General features: G+C 73.1%; 14 protein-coding genes. 12 read left to right on the forward strand and 2 right to left on the reverse strand.

All coding sequences use genetic code 11. From position 1 onward, the window contains the following. The first annotated feature begins 242 nt into the window (after nucleotides 1-242). Nucleotides 243-1,061, forward strand: coding sequence for a GNAT family N-acetyltransferase (locus ACESMR_RS15810; protein WP_373048066.1), 819 nt, complete (start codon nucleotides 243-245; stop codon nucleotides 1,059-1,061). Here the strand turns inward: ACESMR_RS15810 and hutH are convergent. After that, a complete protein-coding gene (gene hutH / locus ACESMR_RS15815) occupies nucleotides 1,058-2,590 on the reverse strand; it encodes a histidine ammonia-lyase (RefSeq protein ID WP_373048067.1) in 1,533 nt (510 codons plus the stop codon). The two genes, ACESMR_RS15810 and hutH, sit on opposite strands and share 4 nt — an antisense overlap. A gap of 112 nt (nucleotides 2,591-2,702) precedes the next feature. On the opposite strand from hutH, the gene serB reads away from it, so the two are divergent. The 8 genes from serB (at nucleotide 2,703) to ACESMR_RS15855 (ending at nucleotide 11,733) form a co-directional block, all read left to right on the forward strand. Beyond that, the gene (serB, locus tag ACESMR_RS15820) at nucleotides 2,703-3,872 is read left to right on the forward strand and encodes a phosphoserine phosphatase SerB (protein WP_373048068.1); all 1,170 of its coding nucleotides are present in this window, start codon (nucleotides 2,703-2,705) and stop codon (nucleotides 3,870-3,872) included. A 17-nt stretch (nucleotides 3,873-3,889) separates the two neighbouring features. Next, nucleotides 3,890-4,702, forward strand: a complete 813-nt coding sequence (locus ACESMR_RS15825) for a GNAT family N-acetyltransferase (RefSeq protein ID WP_373048069.1) — start codon at nucleotides 3,890-3,892, stop codon at nucleotides 4,700-4,702. 175 nt (nucleotides 4,703-4,877) lie between these two features. Next, on the forward strand, nucleotides 4,878-6,401 hold the full coding sequence (locus ACESMR_RS15830) for an alpha-isopropylmalate synthase regulatory domain-containing protein (RefSeq protein WP_373048070.1): 1,524 nt from the start codon (nucleotides 4,878-4,880) through the stop codon (nucleotides 6,399-6,401). Between the two features lie 39 nt (nucleotides 6,402-6,440). After that, on the forward strand, nucleotides 6,441-6,911 hold the full coding sequence (locus ACESMR_RS15835) for a ComEA family DNA-binding protein (protein WP_373048071.1): 471 nt from the start codon (nucleotides 6,441-6,443) through the stop codon (nucleotides 6,909-6,911). Nucleotides 6,912-7,031: 120 nt separating this feature from the next. Next, on the forward strand, nucleotides 7,032-8,213 hold the full coding sequence (locus ACESMR_RS15840) for a glycosyltransferase family 2 protein (protein ID WP_373048072.1): 1,182 nt from the start codon (nucleotides 7,032-7,034) through the stop codon (nucleotides 8,211-8,213). 143 nt (nucleotides 8,214-8,356) lie between these two features. Beyond that, nucleotides 8,357-9,919 carry an amidohydrolase gene (locus ACESMR_RS15845; RefSeq protein WP_373048073.1) on the forward strand — a complete coding sequence of 521 codons (1,563 nt, stop codon included), beginning with the start codon at nucleotides 8,357-8,359 and terminating at the stop codon, nucleotides 9,917-9,919. Nucleotides 9,920-10,036: 117 nt separating this feature from the next. Beyond that, entirely contained in the window at nucleotides 10,037-10,420 is a 384-nt protein-coding gene (locus ACESMR_RS15850; protein ID WP_373048074.1) for a hypothetical protein, read from the forward strand. Then, nucleotides 10,420-11,733, forward strand: a complete 1,314-nt coding sequence (locus ACESMR_RS15855; RefSeq protein WP_373048075.1) for a hypothetical protein — start codon at nucleotides 10,420-10,422, stop codon at nucleotides 11,731-11,733. Before ACESMR_RS15850 ends, ACESMR_RS15855 begins: the two co-directional genes overlap by 1 nt. On the opposite strand, the gene ACESMR_RS15860 is transcribed toward ACESMR_RS15855, so the two are convergent. Then, on the reverse strand, nucleotides 11,730-12,143 hold the full coding sequence (locus ACESMR_RS15860; protein WP_373048076.1) for a hypothetical protein: 414 nt from the start codon (nucleotides 12,141-12,143) through the stop codon (nucleotides 11,730-11,732). The genes ACESMR_RS15855 and ACESMR_RS15860 overlap by 4 nt on opposite strands. Before the next feature lie 56 nt (nucleotides 12,144-12,199). On the opposite strand from ACESMR_RS15860, the gene ACESMR_RS15865 reads away from it, so the two are divergent. From ACESMR_RS15865 to ACESMR_RS15875, 3 genes are all read left to right on the forward strand, one after another. Continuing rightward, nucleotides 12,200-12,919 carry a molybdate ABC transporter permease subunit gene (locus tag ACESMR_RS15865; RefSeq protein WP_373048077.1) on the forward strand — a complete coding sequence of 240 codons (720 nt, stop codon included), beginning with the start codon at nucleotides 12,200-12,202 and terminating at the stop codon, nucleotides 12,917-12,919. Beyond that, complete coding sequence (locus tag ACESMR_RS15870) at nucleotides 12,916-13,983, forward strand: ABC transporter ATP-binding protein (protein ID WP_373048078.1); 1,068 nt, start codon at nucleotides 12,916-12,918, stop codon at nucleotides 13,981-13,983. Before ACESMR_RS15865 ends, ACESMR_RS15870 begins: the two co-directional genes overlap by 4 nt. Nucleotides 13,984-14,089: 106 nt before the next feature. Next, nucleotides 14,090-16,372: a sensor histidine kinase gene (locus ACESMR_RS15875; protein WP_373048079.1), complete on the forward strand. Its 2,283-nt coding sequence runs from the start codon at nucleotides 14,090-14,092 to the stop codon at nucleotides 16,370-16,372. The last annotated feature ends 51 nt before the right edge of the window (nucleotides 16,373-16,423 follow it).

Here is a 16,423-nt window from a genome sequence, read left to right on the forward strand (position 1 = left end):
AGCTGCGACTCCTAGCACGGGGACCGGGCGGGAAAAAGGTCACCACCGGGTCCCATGGAGGCGGTGGCGAGAGGGGGGAATGCTTCGTTGTCGGGGACGGGACGCTTCGCCGGATCGCGCGTTGCCGGCGCGGAGGGGGGCGTGGTACCGCGGTGGGATTCCGACGGTTGCGCACGGGGGGTGGTCGCCGCAGTTTGTGCGCGGAGCGGGAGCGAACGCACGGTCGGACGGAGGGATCGCCCATGGTGGGCCTGGTCGCGCCAGCGAGAAGCGATGCGGAGATATCCGAGGCGATCTTCGCCACCGAGGACGAGCTCCTCTCCCTCGGCTGCAGGCGCGAGCGCCTTCCCTTCGGCGAGGCGCTGGTCGATCCGGTCCACCCCTCGATCTACGACGTGAACACCCTGCGCGCGGTGCAGGGAAGGCCGAGCTGGCCGCAGCTCGAATCGGGCTTCGCCGTGGTCCTCGGTGGCAGCTCCTGCAGGCACCGCCGGCTCGTGGCGCGGGACCCCGCCACCGTGCGCCATCTGGACGAGGTGCTGCTCCCGCGATCCTTCAACCGGCAGGTCTGCGTGGCGATGGCGCTGTCGGCGCGGGCGCCCTTCCGGCCGGTGCCCGAGGGGATGACGCTCCACCTCGTCGCCGGCGAGGACGGGGTGCTGCTCGCCGGCGTCGCCCGTTGCCAGGACCGGGTGCGGCGCGAAGAGGCCTGGTACACGCCCGACGTCTCGGTGCAGATGGACGAGATGGCGGAGCGGCAGATCCACGAGGGCGGCGCCGAGTTCGTCGCCGCCGTGGATCGCTACGGCTCCGTGGCCGGCGCGCTCCTGCTCTATTGCCGGGACGGCGTCGGCTTCATCGCCGACGTGGGGACCGCGCCGTCCTACCGCCGGATGGGTGTGGCCACCGCGGTGGTCGCCGCGGCGGCGGCGATCGCGCAGGCGCGCGGCTGCGACCTCGTGGGGCTCACCGCGCGCAGGGACGACAAGCCGCGCCACCTCTACGCCCGGCTCGGCTTCGAGGTGGTCGGCGAGAGCGTCGACTGGCTCCGGGGCCCCTAAGCCCTGGGCGCCGCCGCCTCGACGGCGGCGAGGAGCCTGCCGTCGTCCAGCATCCGGCCCACCGCCTCGATGTCGAGGTGGAGCTCGCGGTCGTCCTTCATGTAGGGGACCTCGCTCCGGATCAGCTCGAAGGCAGCCTGCGGACCGCGGCCCGCCTTGAGCGGCCGGCGCATGTCGAGGGCCTGCGCCGCCACCAGCAGCTCGATCGCCAGCACCGAGCGCACGTGCTCCACCACCTGCCTCGCCTTGAGCGCGGCGGTCATGCCCATCGAGACGTGATCCTCGCGCCCGGCGGAGGAGGGGATCGAGTCGACGCAGGCCGGGTGGCTCAAGATCCGGCACTCCGCCACCAGCGCGGCAGCGGTGACCTGGGCGATCATGAAGCCCGAGTTGAGGCCGGAGTTCTCGGCGAGGAAGGGCGGCAGCCCCGAGAGCGAGGGGTTGACCAGCTGCTCGACGCGCCGCTCGGAGATCGCGGCGAGCTGGGTCATCGCGATCGCGAGCATGTCGAGGGCCTGCGACACCGGCTGGCCGTGGAAGTTGCCGCCGGAGACGATCAGCTCCTCGTCCGCGAAGACGAGTGGGTTGTCGGTGGCGCAGTTGACCTCGATCGAGAGCGCCTCGCCGGCGAAGCGCACGCCGTCGCGGGCGGCGCCGTGGACCTGCGGCATGCAGCGCAGCGAGTAGGGATCCTGCACCTTGGCGCAACTGGCGTGGGAGGGCGCGATCTCGCTCCCCGCGAGGAGGCGGCGGAGGTTGGCGGCGCAGGCCACCTGGCCGTGCTGCGGGCGGACCGCGTGGATCTGGGGGATGAAGGGCTTGTGCGAGCCCATCAGGCCTTCGAGGGTGAGGGCGCCGGCGACGTCGGCGATCTCGGTGAGGCGCTGGCCCCGGAGCAGGGCGGGCACGCCCACCGCGCCGATCGCCTGGGTGCCGTTGATCAACGCGAGGCCTTCCTTGGCCTCGAGGACCACCGGCTCGATCCCGGCGCGGCGGAGCGCCTCGGCGGAGGGCATGCGGGCGCCGTCGAAGAAGGCCTGCCCCTCGCCGATCACGGTGAGGGCGAGGTGGGCGAGCGGGGCGAGGTCGCCGGAGGCGCCCACCGAGCCGCGGGAGGGGACCACCGGAACCACGTCGCGGTTGATCATCTCGAGGAGGGTCCGGACGGTCTCGGGGCGGACCCCCGAGTGGCCCTTGGCGAGGACGTTGGCGCGCAGCGTCATCAGCGCGCGGGCCTCGGTCTTCGGCAGCGGCTCGCCGACGCCGGCGGCGTGGCTGAGGATGAGGTTGCGCTGCAGCTGCTTGAGGTCGCCCTTCGCGATCCGCACCTCGGCGAGGGTGCCGAAGCCGGTGTTGATCCCGTAGGCCGGCTTGTCGCCCGAGGCGATCACGTCGACGAGGGCGCGGGCCTTGCGGAGCTTCTCCCAGGCTGCGGGGGTGAGGTCGACGCTGGCGTTGCCCCGGGCGATCGCCTCGAGCTCCACGAGCTCCAGGGTGTCGCCGTCGAGGAGGATGGTCTGCTGCTGCATGGCTGTTCCCTCTGGGTTTCGAGCCCTTTCTGGTCGCGGGGGGCCATAACACACCGCCCTCGACCGCGAACAGTGCGGTTGATAGATCAGCCGCCTTGCCGGAGGGAAGAGCGTGGCTGCACCGTTCGAAGAGGTCCTGGTCACCGTCACCGGGAGGCAGGAGCCCGCGCTCCTCCCGGCGCTCACCGGCATCCTCGCCACCTGCGGCGCGGCGCTCCTCGACGTGGAGCAGGTCTCGATCCGGGGCCGCTCCCTCCTCGGCCTGCTGGTGCGCCTGCCGAAGGAGGGGCGCTGCCTCACCGAGCTCGCCAGGGCCGCCGCCGAGCACGGGGTCGAGCTCGACTTCGAGCCGGTGGAGGCGGGCAGGCCGGCGGTGCGGGGACGCCACGTGGTCACCGCCTTCGGCGCGTCGGTCGGTGCCCCGGAGCTGCGGGCGGTGGCCGAGGTGATCGTCGGCCACGGCGCGGTGGTGGAGTCGATCACGCGGCTCGCGGAGGGGGCCTTCGAGCTCCACCTGGCGCTGCCGGCGGATCGGGATCCGAAGGCGCTGCGGCGCGCGCTCCTCGAGCTGGCCATGCGCAGCAGCTTCGACGTGGCGCTGCAGGCGGAGGGGCTCTACCGCAGGGCGAAGCGGCTGGTGGTCTTCGACATGGACTCGACCCTGATCCGGATCGAGGTGATCGACGAGCTCGCCAGGGCCCATGGGGTCGTGGACCGGGTGGCGGCGATCACCGAGCGGGCGATGCAGGGCGAGATGGACTACGACGAGTCGCTGCGGCAGCGGGTCGCGCTCCTCGCCGGCCTCGACGTGGGGGTGTTGAAGACGATCGCGTCGAACCTGCCCTTGACCGAGGGCGCCGAGCGCCTCGTCCGCGCGCTGCGGCGGCTGGGCTACAAGGTGGCGGTCTTGAGCGGTGGCTTCTCGGTGGCGGCCTCGGCGCTCAAGGATCGGCTCGGCCTCGACGAGGCCCACTCCAACGTCCTCGAGGTGAAGGGCGGCAAGCTCACCGGGGCAGTGGTGGGGCGGATCGTCAACGCCGAGCGCAAGGCGGAGCTCCTCGAGGAGATCGCGATGCGGGAGGGGATCCTCCTCGACCAGGTGATCGCGGTGGGCGACGGCGCCAACGATCTGCTCATGCTCCAGAAGGCGGGGCTGGGGATCGCCTTCCGCGCCAAGCCCCGGCTCCGGGAGGCGGCGGATCTCTCGATCAGCGCAGCGGGGCTCGACGCGATTCTCTACCTCCTCGGCCTCGGGGAGCGCGAGCTCGGGGAGATCCGGTGAGGGAGAGGATCGCGTTCGTGCGGGCCTTCCCTGTGGCGGGGGCGCCGGTCGAGAAGGCGGCGTGGTTCTTCGCCGAGCTCTGCAGGCCGGACGCGGCGCTCGAGATCGATCGTGCAGGCAGGCAGGCCCTCGTCGGCGCGGTGATCGACACCTGCGAGAACGCCGAGGACGAGGCGCGGATCGAGATCCTCGGCCTCGATCCGGCGCTGGTGGACGAGGCGCTGCTCCGCGAGGCGCTCGAACGGGCCGAAGCAATCGCAGCCGCTGGCCCGCGCAGCAGGCTGGCGGTGGGCGTGCCCGGCCCCTTCGCGACGCGCCTCCTCGAGGCGGCGGGCTTTTCGCCTGCGTGGCGAGGCTACGAGATGGAGCGCCCCGCGCTTCCGCTGCCGCCGGTGGAGACGCCGCCGGGCATGCGCTGGCTCGACGCGGATCGCAGCTGGGCGGAGCCCCTCGACGCTGCGCTGCGTCCGGCGATGGCCACGGTGCCGGGAAGCTTCGTGCCACCGTTTGCCGTCTTCGCCGCGCGGCTCGAGGCGCAGCCGATCCCGACCCGGATCCTCGCCGAGGGCGGGCGGGTTGCCGCCTTCGTCCGGCCGGAAGTGCAGGGGGATCGCGGCTTCATCGGCATCCTCGGGCGGGCGCCGTGGGCGCGGGGCCTGGGGCTCGGCAGCCTGGCGCTCCGGGAGGGGATGCGGCTCCTGCGCGAACGGGGCTGCGGGTCCATCGGTCTCGAGGTCGCCGCCGTGAACGAGAGGGGCCTGCGCCTCTACCGTGCCCACGGCTTCGAGGTCCACGACACCCACGCCACCTGGTCGAAGCGGCTTCGGTAGTCGCTGCTGCCGCCGTGCGTCTCCCACCTGCACCCCGAACCCGGCGGGGCGCTTCTCTCCACACCCCTGCGTGAAAATTCTTCACCCAGCACGGGAAGTCGGTGCTGGCGGGGGAACCCGCTGCAGGGGGGCTGCGGCGTCGGCACCCGATTTCCCCAGGTGAAGGAGGGGAGTGGTGGCTGCACGCATCTTCTTGCTCGACACGACTTTGGCAGACGGCATCCGGGCCGACGACATCGCTTTGGCTCCCATCGATCAGGTGCGGATCGCGCTTCGTCTCGATGCCCTCGGCGTCGACTACCTGGAGATCGATCCACGTGGTGGTGCAGCGCGCTTCATGCAGGAGGCCCGCCGCGTCGCGCTCCGCTCCACGCGCCTGCTGGCGCGGGTCCCCTTCGGATCGTCGAACCAGCGGGAGCGGAAGTCTGCCCTGGAGCGGGCGCTCCGCTTCGAGGCTGCTGGGGTGGTCCTCCACTGCGGCGCCCTCGAGGACGGCCCCGACCTCGCCGCGGCGATCGCGCGGGTCCGGGAGCGGGGCCGCGAGGCGGTGGTGCGCTTCGAGGATTGGTTCGCCCGCTGGAATGCCGCGCCGGATCGGGCGCTGGCAGCGGTCGCCGACGCGGCGGCTGCAGGCGCCCGCCACGTGCTGCTTCGGGATTGCTCCGCATCCCTCCTGCCCCGCAGGCTCGGCGAGGCGGTGGCAGCTGCGCGCCGGGCCGCTGGCAGGCGCGTGGGGATCGGCGTGGGCTGCGCCAACGACGCGGGGCTCGCGGTGGCCAGCGTGATCGAGGGCGTGGGACGTGGGGCGGTGATCGCCGAAGGGGCGATCAACGGCTACGGCCCGCGCTGCGGTCTCGCCGATCTGGTGCAGGTGGCGGCGAACCTCTCGCTCAAGCGGCCCGGCCAGCCGGTGCTGCCTGCGGACCGGCTGCGGCTGCTGGCACCCACCGCCCGCTTCGTCGCCGAGCTCGCCAACCAGGCACCGGATCGGCGCGCGCCCTTCGTCGGGGACGCGGCCTTCCTCGGCAACCAGCGCGATCTCCCCCTCGATCCGCGGCGGCTCGGATCCCGGCGGCGCCAGCCCCTCGAGGACGGGCACGGCCACAGCCTGCTCTCGCGGATCGCGCGGGCCCGGGGGCTGCGCAGCCACGAGGCGCGCAAGCTCCTCGCCGAGCTGCGGGCGCTGGAGGCCCGGGGCTTCCGCTTCGAGGGGGCGGAGGCCTCCTTCGAGCTGGCGCTGCGCCGCCTCACCGGAAACCTGCCCCACTTCTTCGAGGTCGAGTCCTACCGCTGCCTGAGCGAGCGGGTGGGTGCGGACCGCCGGGTGGAGGCGACCTGCGTGGTGCGGGTGGGCAAACACCGCGAGCGCACCGCCGCCAACGGCGACGGGCCGCTCCACGCCCTCGACGCGGCGCTGCGCAGGAGCCTCGAGCGTTTCTACCCGGGGCTCCGCGACATGCGCCTCCACGACTACAAGGTCCGGCTCCTGCCCGGGCCCCGGAACGCTGCCGCCACGGCGCGGGTGCTGGTGGAGAGCGGCGATCGCCGGGAGCGCTGGGGGACGAGCGGCGTCTCCGACGATCTCGTCGATGCGAGCTTCCTCGCGCTGGTCGACGCGATCAGCTGGAAGCTCCACAAGGACGGGGTGCGGCCCGTGGCCCCGGACACGATCGCGCCGCTTGCTGCATCGGCCAGTTGACCGAGGGACGGCGGTTCAGGTGGTCCCTACGCTGGCACGATGGAACCGAAAAGCTGCCTGGCGGCGCTCCTGCTCCTCGCCGCCACCTTCCTCCCGCCTCTCCTGTCGGATCGACCGGCCGGGCGCCTGCTGCACGGTAGCGATCGCGGCCTGCTCGAGCGGATCGATTCGAACGGGCTGCGAGGTGGCCTGCCCGTGCTCGCGTCGCCCGGCGAAGTGGCTGCCTGCACCGCCGCGGGTTGTGCCTTCCGCCCGCCGCGGGGGGCGCCCGGGCTCCTCCTCGGCAGGCCGATCGATCTGCTCGACGCCTCCGCGGCGGAGCTCCAGGCGCTGCCCGGGATCGGCCCCGGCCTCGCGCGGCGGATCGTCGCCGCGCGGGATCGCGGCGTGCTCGATGCGCCCGGTGGGCTCCACCGCGTTCGCGGCCTCGGGCGCAGGCGTGTCGCCGCCCTCGCAGGATGGACCCGGGCAGGCCCCGAGCGGGAGGCCTCTTTGCGCGGCGATCGGTGAAGAAAGGTTCCAGCAGGCGGCAACCTTTTTCCCAGCACCAGCGCAGAAGGGCGGCGGAAAAGGCGCGCGACGCAGGCACGGCCATTGCTTCGACGCACCGGGTGGGGACGAGGAGGCAGGATGGTGGAGCTGATCTTCTGGCTGTGTGCACTGGGCGTCTTGCACACCTACCTGTTCTATCCGCTGGTGCTGGTCGCGCTCGAAGCTGCCAGGGGAGCGGTCGCCGACCTGCGCTACGTGGCCGGCGGCCGTGACCGCCGCAGCCCGGCGGAGCCGCTCGCGCTGCCGTCGGTCTCGGTGGTGGTGGCGGCCTACAACGAAGCCGACGTGATCGGGGAGAAGGTGCAGAACAGCCTCGCCCTCGACTACCCGGCCGAGAAGATCGAGGTGGTGATCGGCTCCGACGGATCCGACGACGGCACCGACGAGATCGTCGCCGCATGCGAGGATCGGCGGATCCGCCTCGACTCGAGCCGGCAGCGGAGCGGCAAGGTGGGGGTGCTCAACCGCACCATCCCCACCGCCACCGGCGACATCGTCGTCCTCTCCGACGCGAACACCATGCTCGACCGGGACTCGATCCGGAAGCTGGTGCGCCACTTTCGCGATCCGAGGATCGGCGCGGTCTGCGGGCGGCTGCGGCTCTACAACCCGAAGAAGAGCGGCTACGAGGAGAGCGCCTACTGGGTCTACGAGTCCTTCCTCAAGCTCCACGAGGGGAAGCGCGGCGCCGTCCTCGGCGCCAACGGCGGGCTCTACGCCATCCGCAAGAAGCTCTTCACGCCGCTGCCGCCCAACACCATCGTCGACGACTTCGTCATCGCGATGCGCTGTCTGCAGCGGGGCTACCAGGTGATCTACGACCCGGAGGCGGTGGCGATCGAGGAGACCACCGAGGACTACGCCAAGGAGCGGATCCGCCGGGTTCGGATCGCCGCGGGCAATTTCCAGTCGCTGGGGCTTGTGGGCGATCTGCTCCACCCGAAGCACGGCTTCGCGGCGTTCGCCTTCTTCTCGCACAAGCTGCTGCGCTGGCTGGTGCCCTTCCTGCTGGCCTTCGCCTTCCTGGCGAACCTCTCGTTGCTCCACCGGCCGCTCTACCAGGCGACCTTCGCGGTGCAGATGCTCTTCTACTGGCTGGCGGTGATCGGCTTCGCGGTGCGGCTGCCGGGGCCGATCGGCAAGCTGGCGTCGATCGCGCGCTACTTCGTGGAGATGAACGTCGGCATGGCACAGGGCTTCGTACGCTACGTGCGGCGGACCCAGAAGGTGACCTGGCAGCGGACGGCACGGGTCTCTTGAGCGCGACCGCCGGATCATCAGGACGACGCGGGCCCCGGTGGCGAGCCGGGCGCCCGCGTCGTTCGTTTCGAGCTGCGGCTTGCGGCGTTCGTGCTTGCGGCAGCCAGCGGGAAGCGGTGTCTTGGGCAGCGGAGGAGATGCCGATGCTGCTCTGCAACGCCCGGGTGATCACGCAGGACGAGAACAGGCCCGTCGCCGAGGCGGTGGCGATCGCGAAGGGGCGGATCGTCGCGGTGGGGACCGAGAGCGAGTGTGCGCCGCACGCCGACGGCGAGCGAATCGATCTGGGCGGTGCGGTGGTGCTGCCCGGGCTCACCGATGCGCACGCCCACGTGCTGGGACTCGGAATCTTCCTCGCCGAGGTGGACCTCACCGGCAGCGCGAGCGAGCCCGAGGTGGTGGAGCGCGTGGCGCGTGTCGCAGGGCAGGGCGCCGGCTGGCTGCGGGGATTCGGCTGGGATCAGAGCCGCTGGCCCGGCGGCGCCTTCCCCCACCAGCGCTCCCTCTCCGCGGCGGTGCCCGGGCGGCCGGTCTGGCTCACCCGCATCGACGGCCACGCGGCCTGGGCCAACGGCGAAGCGCTGCGCCTCGCGGGGATCGACGGCGCGACCGCCGATCCGCCCGGCGGCAGGATCGTCCGGGACGGGAGCGGCGCGCCGACGGGCGTGCTGGTCGACACGGCGATGGAGCTCGTGGCGCGCTGCATCCCGCCCTTCACCGAGGCCGAGCGGGAGGCGCGGATCCTCGCCGCCTGCGCTGCCTGCGCCCGGGTCGGCCTCACCGGCGTCCACGACGCCGGCGACGACGCGGCGACCCTCGCCACGCTGCAGCGTCTCGACGCGCAGGGCCGGCTGCCTCTGCGGATCTACGCGATGGTCGATGGCGGCAAGGCCCACACCTTCGAGCCCTGGCGCGAGCGGGGACCGTGGCAGGGAGAGAACCTCGCGATCCGCTGCGTGAAGCTCCTCCTCGACGGCGCGCTGGGCAGCAGGGGCGCCGCCTTCCACGAGCCCTACGCGGACGAGCCGGGCAACCGCGGCCTCACCCTCTTCGCGCCGGCGCGTTTCCGGGAGCTCCTCCGGCAGAGCCACGAGGCGGGCTTCCAGCTCGCGGTCCACGCCATCGGCGATCGCGCCAACACCGACGTGCTCGACGGCTTCGCCGCGGTGGGCCTGCGCGCGGCGGATCGGCCGCGCCTCGAGCACGCGCAGATCCTCCGGCCTGCCGACGTCTCCCGCGCGGCGGGCCTCGGCGTGATCGCTTCGATGCAGCCGACCCATTGCACCAGCGACATGCCGTGGGTCGAGGCGCGGATCGGCAGGGGCCGGATGGAAGGCGCCTACGCGTGGCGCTCCTTTCTCGACGCCGGTGCGTGCCTCGCCCTCGGCAGCGATTTCCCGATCGAGTCGCCGGATCCGCGCAAGGGGCTCTACGCTGCGATCACCCGGCAGGACGAGCGGGGTCACCCACCGGGCGGCTTCCATCCCCACGAGCGCATCTCTGCAGCGGAGGCGCTGCGCGGCTTCACCACCGGCGCCGCCTTCGCCGCCTTCGCCGAAGGCGAGCTGGGGCGGATCGCGCCGGGCTACCGGGCGGACCTCACCGTGCTCGACCGGGATCCGCTGGCGGTGGAGCCCCGGGCAATCCTCGACGCGGCGGTGCTGCTCTCGGTGGTCGCGGGGCGGGTGATCCACGACGGCCGCTGAAGGCTCTCGAACCCGCGCGGGCACGAGCGGGCGTGTATTCGTCCGCGAATACGGCAAGTGCGCTGCGCCTCTTACCCGACGCGCCCCGCCCGGCTAGTCTGCCGGGCTGGAGGGGACATGACACGTTTCTCGATTCTCGCGGCGCTCGCCGCCGGCGGCCTGCTTCTGCTCGGATGCGACAGCGACTGCGAAAGCCTGGAGGAGGAGGCTGCCGCCCTCCGCGACGAGTACGCGATCTGCGAGCCCGGCGACGAGTGCGTGGTGGTGGAGCCGCTCGGGATTCCCGGGGAGAGCACGTGCCTCGATCCCCTGCGGTGCGGCCATGCCGTCAACGCCTCACGGGACCTGGATGCTTTCCATGCGGAGGCGCGGCGCCTCTCCGAGGAATTCGAGGACTGCCCGGATTGCGAGTACGGCGGCTGCCCGCACTTCGTCGCCAATGCTGCCCGCTGCGACGAGGTGCAGCGGCGCTGCGTCCTCGCCGAGGCACCGGTCGAGTGATGAGGCGCACGCTGCTGCTGGCCGGGATCGCCGTGCTCGCCGCGTGTGGCAGCGAGGCGGACGAGGGTGAGCCGGACATCGTCTGTTGGCTCGGAATGGAGCAGGCCTGCGCGCCGGCGGTGGAGGCGGCGGCCCACGCCGATCTCGAGGCGCTCCAGCGCCGCGTCGGCGCCCTGCATCTCGACCACGTGCCCGACGGCGACGGCGTGATCATTGCCCTCGACGCCGAGTCGATCACTCTCAGGCTCGACGACGGCTTCCACGTCTTCGGCTGGCCCGGGCCGCTGCCCGCGGGCTTTGCGATCGCCGAGACCGTGCGCTTCGAGCAGAGTTACGGGTGGCAGTCGCTGCGCTCGGAGACTTTCGGCCTCGCCATCCACTCGGTCGAGGAGTACGCGCCGAGCCTGCGTGCCGGGCCGCCCCCCGGCGGCGGCCCCGCACTCCTCTACGAGCCCTCCTGCCAGACCAGCCGCGGCACGGCGATCGCCCTGGGAATCGACTGGTTCGGCGAGGAGCGGATGGTGCACCCGGGCGAATCGGCGACGGTAGGGGCGTGGACCATCGCGAACCACGGCGGCCTCGCCCTTCCCACGGGCAGCGACGGCGACCCCGGGACGTGGGAGGGCGGCGGCTGCGTCGAGCGCAGTGCCATGGCGGCGCCTGTCCTCTTCCGCCTCGTCGCCACGGCGGAATGGCGCCCGGACGAAGCGGTGCAGTGGTGCGATCGCGCCGCGTACGACGACGCCCGCACGTTCCTGGACGAGGGGATCGGCGGCTACGGCATCCGGTTCGAGGGCGCCCCTGCCACCGAGACCACCAGCGGGACCATCGAGCAGCTGGGCCACGACGAGATCGTCGTCGCCCTGGCCGATCGCGGCACGGCACGTTTCCGCTGGCCCGAGCCGATCCCCGCCGGCCTGGAGGTGGGCGAATCCGTCGAGATCGCCGCCCCATCCCATGGCTGGCACATGTTGCAGGGCAGCATCCGGCTGGCGCTCTGGGCGAACCAGGATTTCGTCTACCCCGACGCACTCCCGCCGCTCTTCGGCACGCTCGATCTCGCGCTCGTCCCCGGCTGCGCCTTCCCGGACACCGGCGCCGGGATGACCTGCGGCCAACCGGCGGGGCGGGGCGAGCTGCTCGCCCTCGAGCTACCCGACGGCAGCCTGCTGCCCTCTGGCGGCAGGACGCAGGTGGGCGAAACCGTCGTTGCGCTCCACGGTGCGGTCCAGCTGCCCTCCTACGGAAGCGACGGCTGCGTGGTGGACGCCTGGTTCACCGGGCTCGTCACCGCGGTGGCGCCGGCACCTTAGGCGTCGAGGCCACCTTCGTCGTCGCCCTCGTCGCCGAGGAGGCGATCCGCCTCCGCCTGGAGGCGCGGGTGGACGAGCCGCATCGTCACCACCACCGGCGTCCCCTCGTACTCCCGGGCAGCGGCGACGCCGGGGAGCCGCGGCCGCCCCTCCTCGAGCCACTGGCCGACGAGGGCGTCGGCAGCGTCCATGGCGACCTCGACCGAGCCGCCGGCGCCGCCGACCCGCTGCGGCGCCTTGACCTCGAACTCGTGCCGCGTGGCGCCGTCGGCGTCGACCAGCGTGATCGACACCCGGGCCTCGGTGCCTTCGGTGTCGATCGCCGCCTCGAAGGATTCGCCCGCCTGCAGGTACTCCTCCCAGCGCTCGCCGAGGGCTGCAGCCACCGCCTCTGCCGAAAATTCTGCCATCTCGTCCTCCGGGCGGCCGGTGTACCATCCGCGCCCCAGCCCCGGAAAGGATCGCCGTGCAGTCCCGCGCCCGCCCAGCAGCCCTCGCCACCGCAGCTGCGATCGGCGGCCTCGGGCTCTGGGCCGCGATCGGCACGGGGGAGGGCGCCAGCGCCGCCGCCGTCACCCTGCGGGTGGTGGGCCTCGCCACGCTCCTCGCCCTCGGCGCCGGGCTACCCGCTGCGTTCCTCCTCGCCCGCTGGCAGAGCCCCTTGCGCCCCTTCGTCGAGGCGCTCCTCCTCACCCCGCTGGTGCTCCCGCCCACCGTCACCGGCTTCGCCCTGGCGGCGCTCCTCGGCGAGGACGGGCCCCTGGGTTTCCTCGGCCTCGTCCTCACCTGGCAGGGGGCCGCGGTCGCCGGCGCCGTGGTCGCCTTCCCGCTCTTCCTCCGCGCCGCCCGCCCGGCGCTCTCCGCCATCGACGGCAGGTACGCCGCCCTGGCCAGGACCCTGGGCGCCGGCAGCGCGGCGACGCTCTTCCGCGTCACGCTGCCGCTCGCCGCCCCGGGCCTCCTCACCGGTACCGCGCTCGCCGTGGGCAGGGCCCTCGGCGAGTTCGGCGCCACGCTGATGGTGGCGGGCAGCATCCCCGGCGCCACCCGAACCCTGCCGCTCGCGGTCTATGCCGCCTTCAAGGCGGAGGACGACGGGCAGGCCCTCGGGCTCTCGCTGATCCTCGTCGCTGTCGCGGTGGTCCTCGTCGGCGCGGCGGCGCTGCTCGAGAGGCGCGGCCCATGAGCGGCCTGCGCCTCGAGCAGCTCCGGGTGGAAGCGGGTGGCTTCCCCGTCGGCCCCGTCGACCTGGAATTGCCTGCAGGCGGGTACGGCGCGCTCCTCGGCCCCTCGGGCGCCGGCAAGAGCACGCTGCTCCGGGCCCTCGCCGGCGCGCTGCCCGCCACGGGAAGCGCCCGCCTCGGCGACGTGGAGATCCTCGCCTGCAAGCCCGAAGGGCGCCGCATCGGCCTCGTGCCACAGGGCGGCCTGCTCTTTCCCCATCTCTCCGTCGCCGGCAACGTCGGATTCGGCGTGCCCCGCACCGAGCGGGACCGCCGCGTCGCCGAGAGCCTCGAGGCGGTGGGCGCCGCCCACCTCGCGGGCCGCGACCCGCGCCACCTCTCCGGCGGGGAGACGATGCGCGTGGCGCTGGCCCGGGCGCTGGCGATCCGCCCCGCGCTCCTTCTTCTCGACGAGCCCCTCGGCGCCCTCGACCCCGCCTCCCGCGAGGCGCTGCTGCCGCTCCTCGCCTCGCTCCCCGCGCGCCTCGGCGGCGCGCCCATCCTCCACGTCACCCACGACTTCGACGAGGCCTTCCGCCTCGCCGGCCACCTGGCGGTGCTGCTCGATGGCAGGATCGCCGCCAGCGGTCCGCCGGAGCGGATCTTCGCCCAGCCGCCGAGCGCCGCCGTCGCCACCTTCCTCCACGTCGACAACCTGCTTTCCGGCACTTTCGTCCCTGCTGCCGGCGGGCTCTCCACCTTCCGGCGCGAAGGCCTCACCTTCCACGTCGCTGGCTCCTTCGAGGGGCCGGGGTGGGTGGCCTTCGACGGGAGCGCCCTCGTCCTCTGCGAGCCGCCACCGCCGATGGCCTCCGCGCGCAACGCCTTCCTCGCGGAGGTGTGCTCGGTCGAGGCGCTGCAGCGTGGGCTGCTGGTCTCCCTGCGCGCAGGCGGCGTCTCGCTGCGCGCCCGCGTCACCGCCGGTGCAGCTGCTGCGCTCGCCCTCGGCGAAGGCCGCCGGATCGGTGTGCTCCTCAAGGCGACGGCGCCGCAGATCATCCCACGGGAGCGTGGCAGCGCGCGGTGAGGGAGGGGTCCACGCTGCGTGCGGGAACCCGCGCGGGAGCTTTCCCTGCTGCTTCGCATGGGCCATCCTTGGAGAACATCCGACGTTTCGCGAGAAAGGCAGGGGCATGCGGGAGGCTGTGGCCGATGGCGTTGCACCGGAGGTGGAACGCCCGGCAGCGCCGGTTGCGGAGCAGAACGAGGCCCGCTTCGAGCGGCGGCGGCAGCCGAGCATCGTCACCCTCGCAGCGCTCGCCGCTTCGACCGATCTCACCGCCTGGACCGCGACCACCCTCGATGCGCTGGAGAGCATGGGATTGCACGGCGCCCACGTCCTCCTCCGCCGCGACGGCCAGCTCGCCCTGGTCGGCATGCGGGGCCTGCCCGCGGAGCTGGAGGCGGCGCTGCGCAGCGGCGGCGAGGTGGCTGGGACCGCCTTCGAGAGTCTCGACGGCGGCGCCGCCAGGATCGGCTGGCTCGCCGACGGCGCGCCGGCTCCCTCGCTCTCCAGCCTGATCGCCGTCGCCGGCGGCGCGCTCCACCGCCTGCTCTGCACCACCCCCGTCGACGAGTTCTGGTACGCGGCCCACGCCCTCGACGTGGAGGCCCGTGGCGCCGTGCTCCTCGAGACCATCGCCACCCAGGCGCGTCGCCTCGCACAGGCAGCCCACGTGGAGGTCCGCTGGGTCTCCGGCACCGGCGAGGTCCTGGCGGCATGCACCAGCGGCGGCGCCGCGCCGGAGGAGCGCCCGGCCTGCTGCGTCGGCGCTGCCCACGAGGCCACGCGCCTGCAGCTCCGCTTCGGAAAGCAGCCCCACGGCGAGCTCCTCGTCTCGGGATGCCCGCTCGCAGGCGGCGCCACCCTGCAGCTCCGCCGCTTCGCCACGCTGGCTGCAGGCCGCCTCGAGGTCGAGCGCCTCCGCTCCGAGATCGGCCTCCTCGCCCGGGAGGAGAACCGCACCAGGGCGCGGGAGGAACGCTTCGAGGCAGCCCTCGCCAACGCGCCGGTGATCCTCTCCACCCAGGATCGGAGCCTGCGCTACACCTGGATCCACCGGCCGCGCTACCACCGCCCGGAGGAGATCACCGGCCGCACCGACTTCGACCTCGTGCTCCCAGCCGAGGCGCTCCGCCTGCAGATGCTCAAGCAGCGGGTCCTCGACACCGGCGAGCCTTCCCACGCGGAGGTGACGGTCACGGTGCGGGGGCAGCAGCGCACCTACCAGATGGCCGTCGATCCGGTGCGGGATCCCTGGGGCGCGATCACCGGCGTCGCCTGCGCCGCGGTGGACATCACCGCCAGGGCACGGGAGGCAGGGGTCCGCGAGCAGCTCCTCCTCCAGCGCGAGGACGAGCGGAGCTGGCTCCTCTCGGTGATCGAGCGCTCGCCGGTGGGGATCCTCCTCTTCGAGATGGAGGAGGGGGACGAGCGGATCACGGCCAACCGGCGGGCGGCGGAGCTCCTCGGCCATGCGGTCGATCCGGTCCGGGCCCGGAAGGTGGTGGCAGGCAGGCTTCTCCACGCGGACGGCTCACCGATCGCGCTCCACGATCTCCCGTCGAGCCGGGCGCTGCGTGGCGAGCGGGTGAGCATGGAGGAGGCGCAGCTCCGGCGCCTCGACGGGACGCAGATCCCGATCGTGATCAGCGCCGGGCCGATCGTCGACGCTGCGGGGCGCCAGGCAGGCGCGGTCGTCACCTTCGACGACATCAGCCCCTTCAAGGAGCTGGAGCGGATGCGCGAGCAGTGGACCTCGCTCATCACCCACGACCTCCGGCAGCCGATCACCAGCATCGCCGGCTTCGCCAGCGTCCTCGCCGAGCATCCCGATCTGCCGCAGCACCTCCGGGCGAAGGTGGTCCACATCGTCGCGGCGGCGAAGCGCCTCGGCAGGATGACCGCCGATCTGCTCGAGGCCTCCCGGCTCGAGTCGAACCAGCTCGCGCTGGAGCGGCAGCCCACCGATCTCGCCGCGCTGGTGGGGGAGGTGGTCGAGCGCCTGGCCGGTGAGCTGCAGGATCACCCGGTGCAGGTGGAGCAGGGGGAGTCCCTCGAGCCCCTCGAGCTCGATCCCGAGCGCTTCGAGCAGGTCCTCGGCAACCTGCTCTCCAACGCGGCGAAGTACAGCCTGCCCGGCAGCCCGATCCTGGTGCAGATCGACCGCCACGGCAGCGAGGCGGTGGTCGGCGTGACCAACCAGGGCGGCGGCCTGCCGGTGGACGAGCTCGGGGCGATCTTCCGCCGCTTCCACCGCACCGACGCGGCGCGCCGCTCCCGGATCCGGGGGCTCGGCCTCGGGCTCTACATCGCCAGGGGGCTGGTGGAAGCCCACGGCGGTCGGATCTGGGTGGAGACGGAGCCGGGCCGGTCGGTGACCTTCCGTTTCGCCCTGCCGCTCGCGTTGGATTGAAACGGCGAGCAGCGGCCTTCGATTGACCGGGCGGCTCCCGACCGATATCGT

Origin of the sequence: Vulgatibacter sp. (assembly GCF_041687135.1) — a bacterium.
Classification (GTDB): Bacteria; Myxococcota; Myxococcia; order Myxococcales; family Vulgatibacteraceae; genus JAWLCN01.

Excerpts from the sequence above, each read along its gene's own strand:
- ACESMR_RS15845 (WP_373048073.1), top strand. The coding sequence starts at position 8,357 with ATGCTGCTCTGCAACGCCCGGGTGATCACGCAGGACGAGAACAGGCCC.
- ACESMR_RS15855 (WP_373048075.1), top strand. The coding sequence starts at position 10,420 with ATGAGGCGCACGCTGCTGCTGGCCGGGATCGCCGTGCTCGCCGCGTGT.
- ACESMR_RS15875 (WP_373048079.1), top strand. The coding sequence starts at position 14,090 with ATGCGGGAGGCTGTGGCCGATGGCGTTGCACCGGAGGTGGAACGCCCG.
- hutH (WP_373048067.1), bottom strand. The coding sequence starts at position 2,590 with ATGCAGCAGCAGACCATCCTCCTCGACGGCGACACCCTGGAGCTCGTG.
- ACESMR_RS15860 (WP_373048076.1), bottom strand. The coding sequence starts at position 12,143 with ATGGCAGAATTTTCGGCAGAGGCGGTGGCTGCAGCCCTCGGCGAGCGC.
- ACESMR_RS15870 (WP_373048078.1), top strand. The coding sequence starts at position 12,916 with ATGAGCGGCCTGCGCCTCGAGCAGCTCCGGGTGGAAGCGGGTGGCTTC.
- ACESMR_RS15835 (WP_373048071.1), top strand. The coding sequence starts at position 6,441 with ATGGAACCGAAAAGCTGCCTGGCGGCGCTCCTGCTCCTCGCCGCCACC.
- ACESMR_RS15850 (WP_373048074.1), top strand. The coding sequence starts at position 10,037 with ATGACACGTTTCTCGATTCTCGCGGCGCTCGCCGCCGGCGGCCTGCTT.
- ACESMR_RS15840 (WP_373048072.1), top strand. The coding sequence starts at position 7,032 with ATGGTGGAGCTGATCTTCTGGCTGTGTGCACTGGGCGTCTTGCACACC.
- ACESMR_RS15810 (WP_373048066.1), top strand. The coding sequence starts at position 243 with ATGGTGGGCCTGGTCGCGCCAGCGAGAAGCGATGCGGAGATATCCGAG.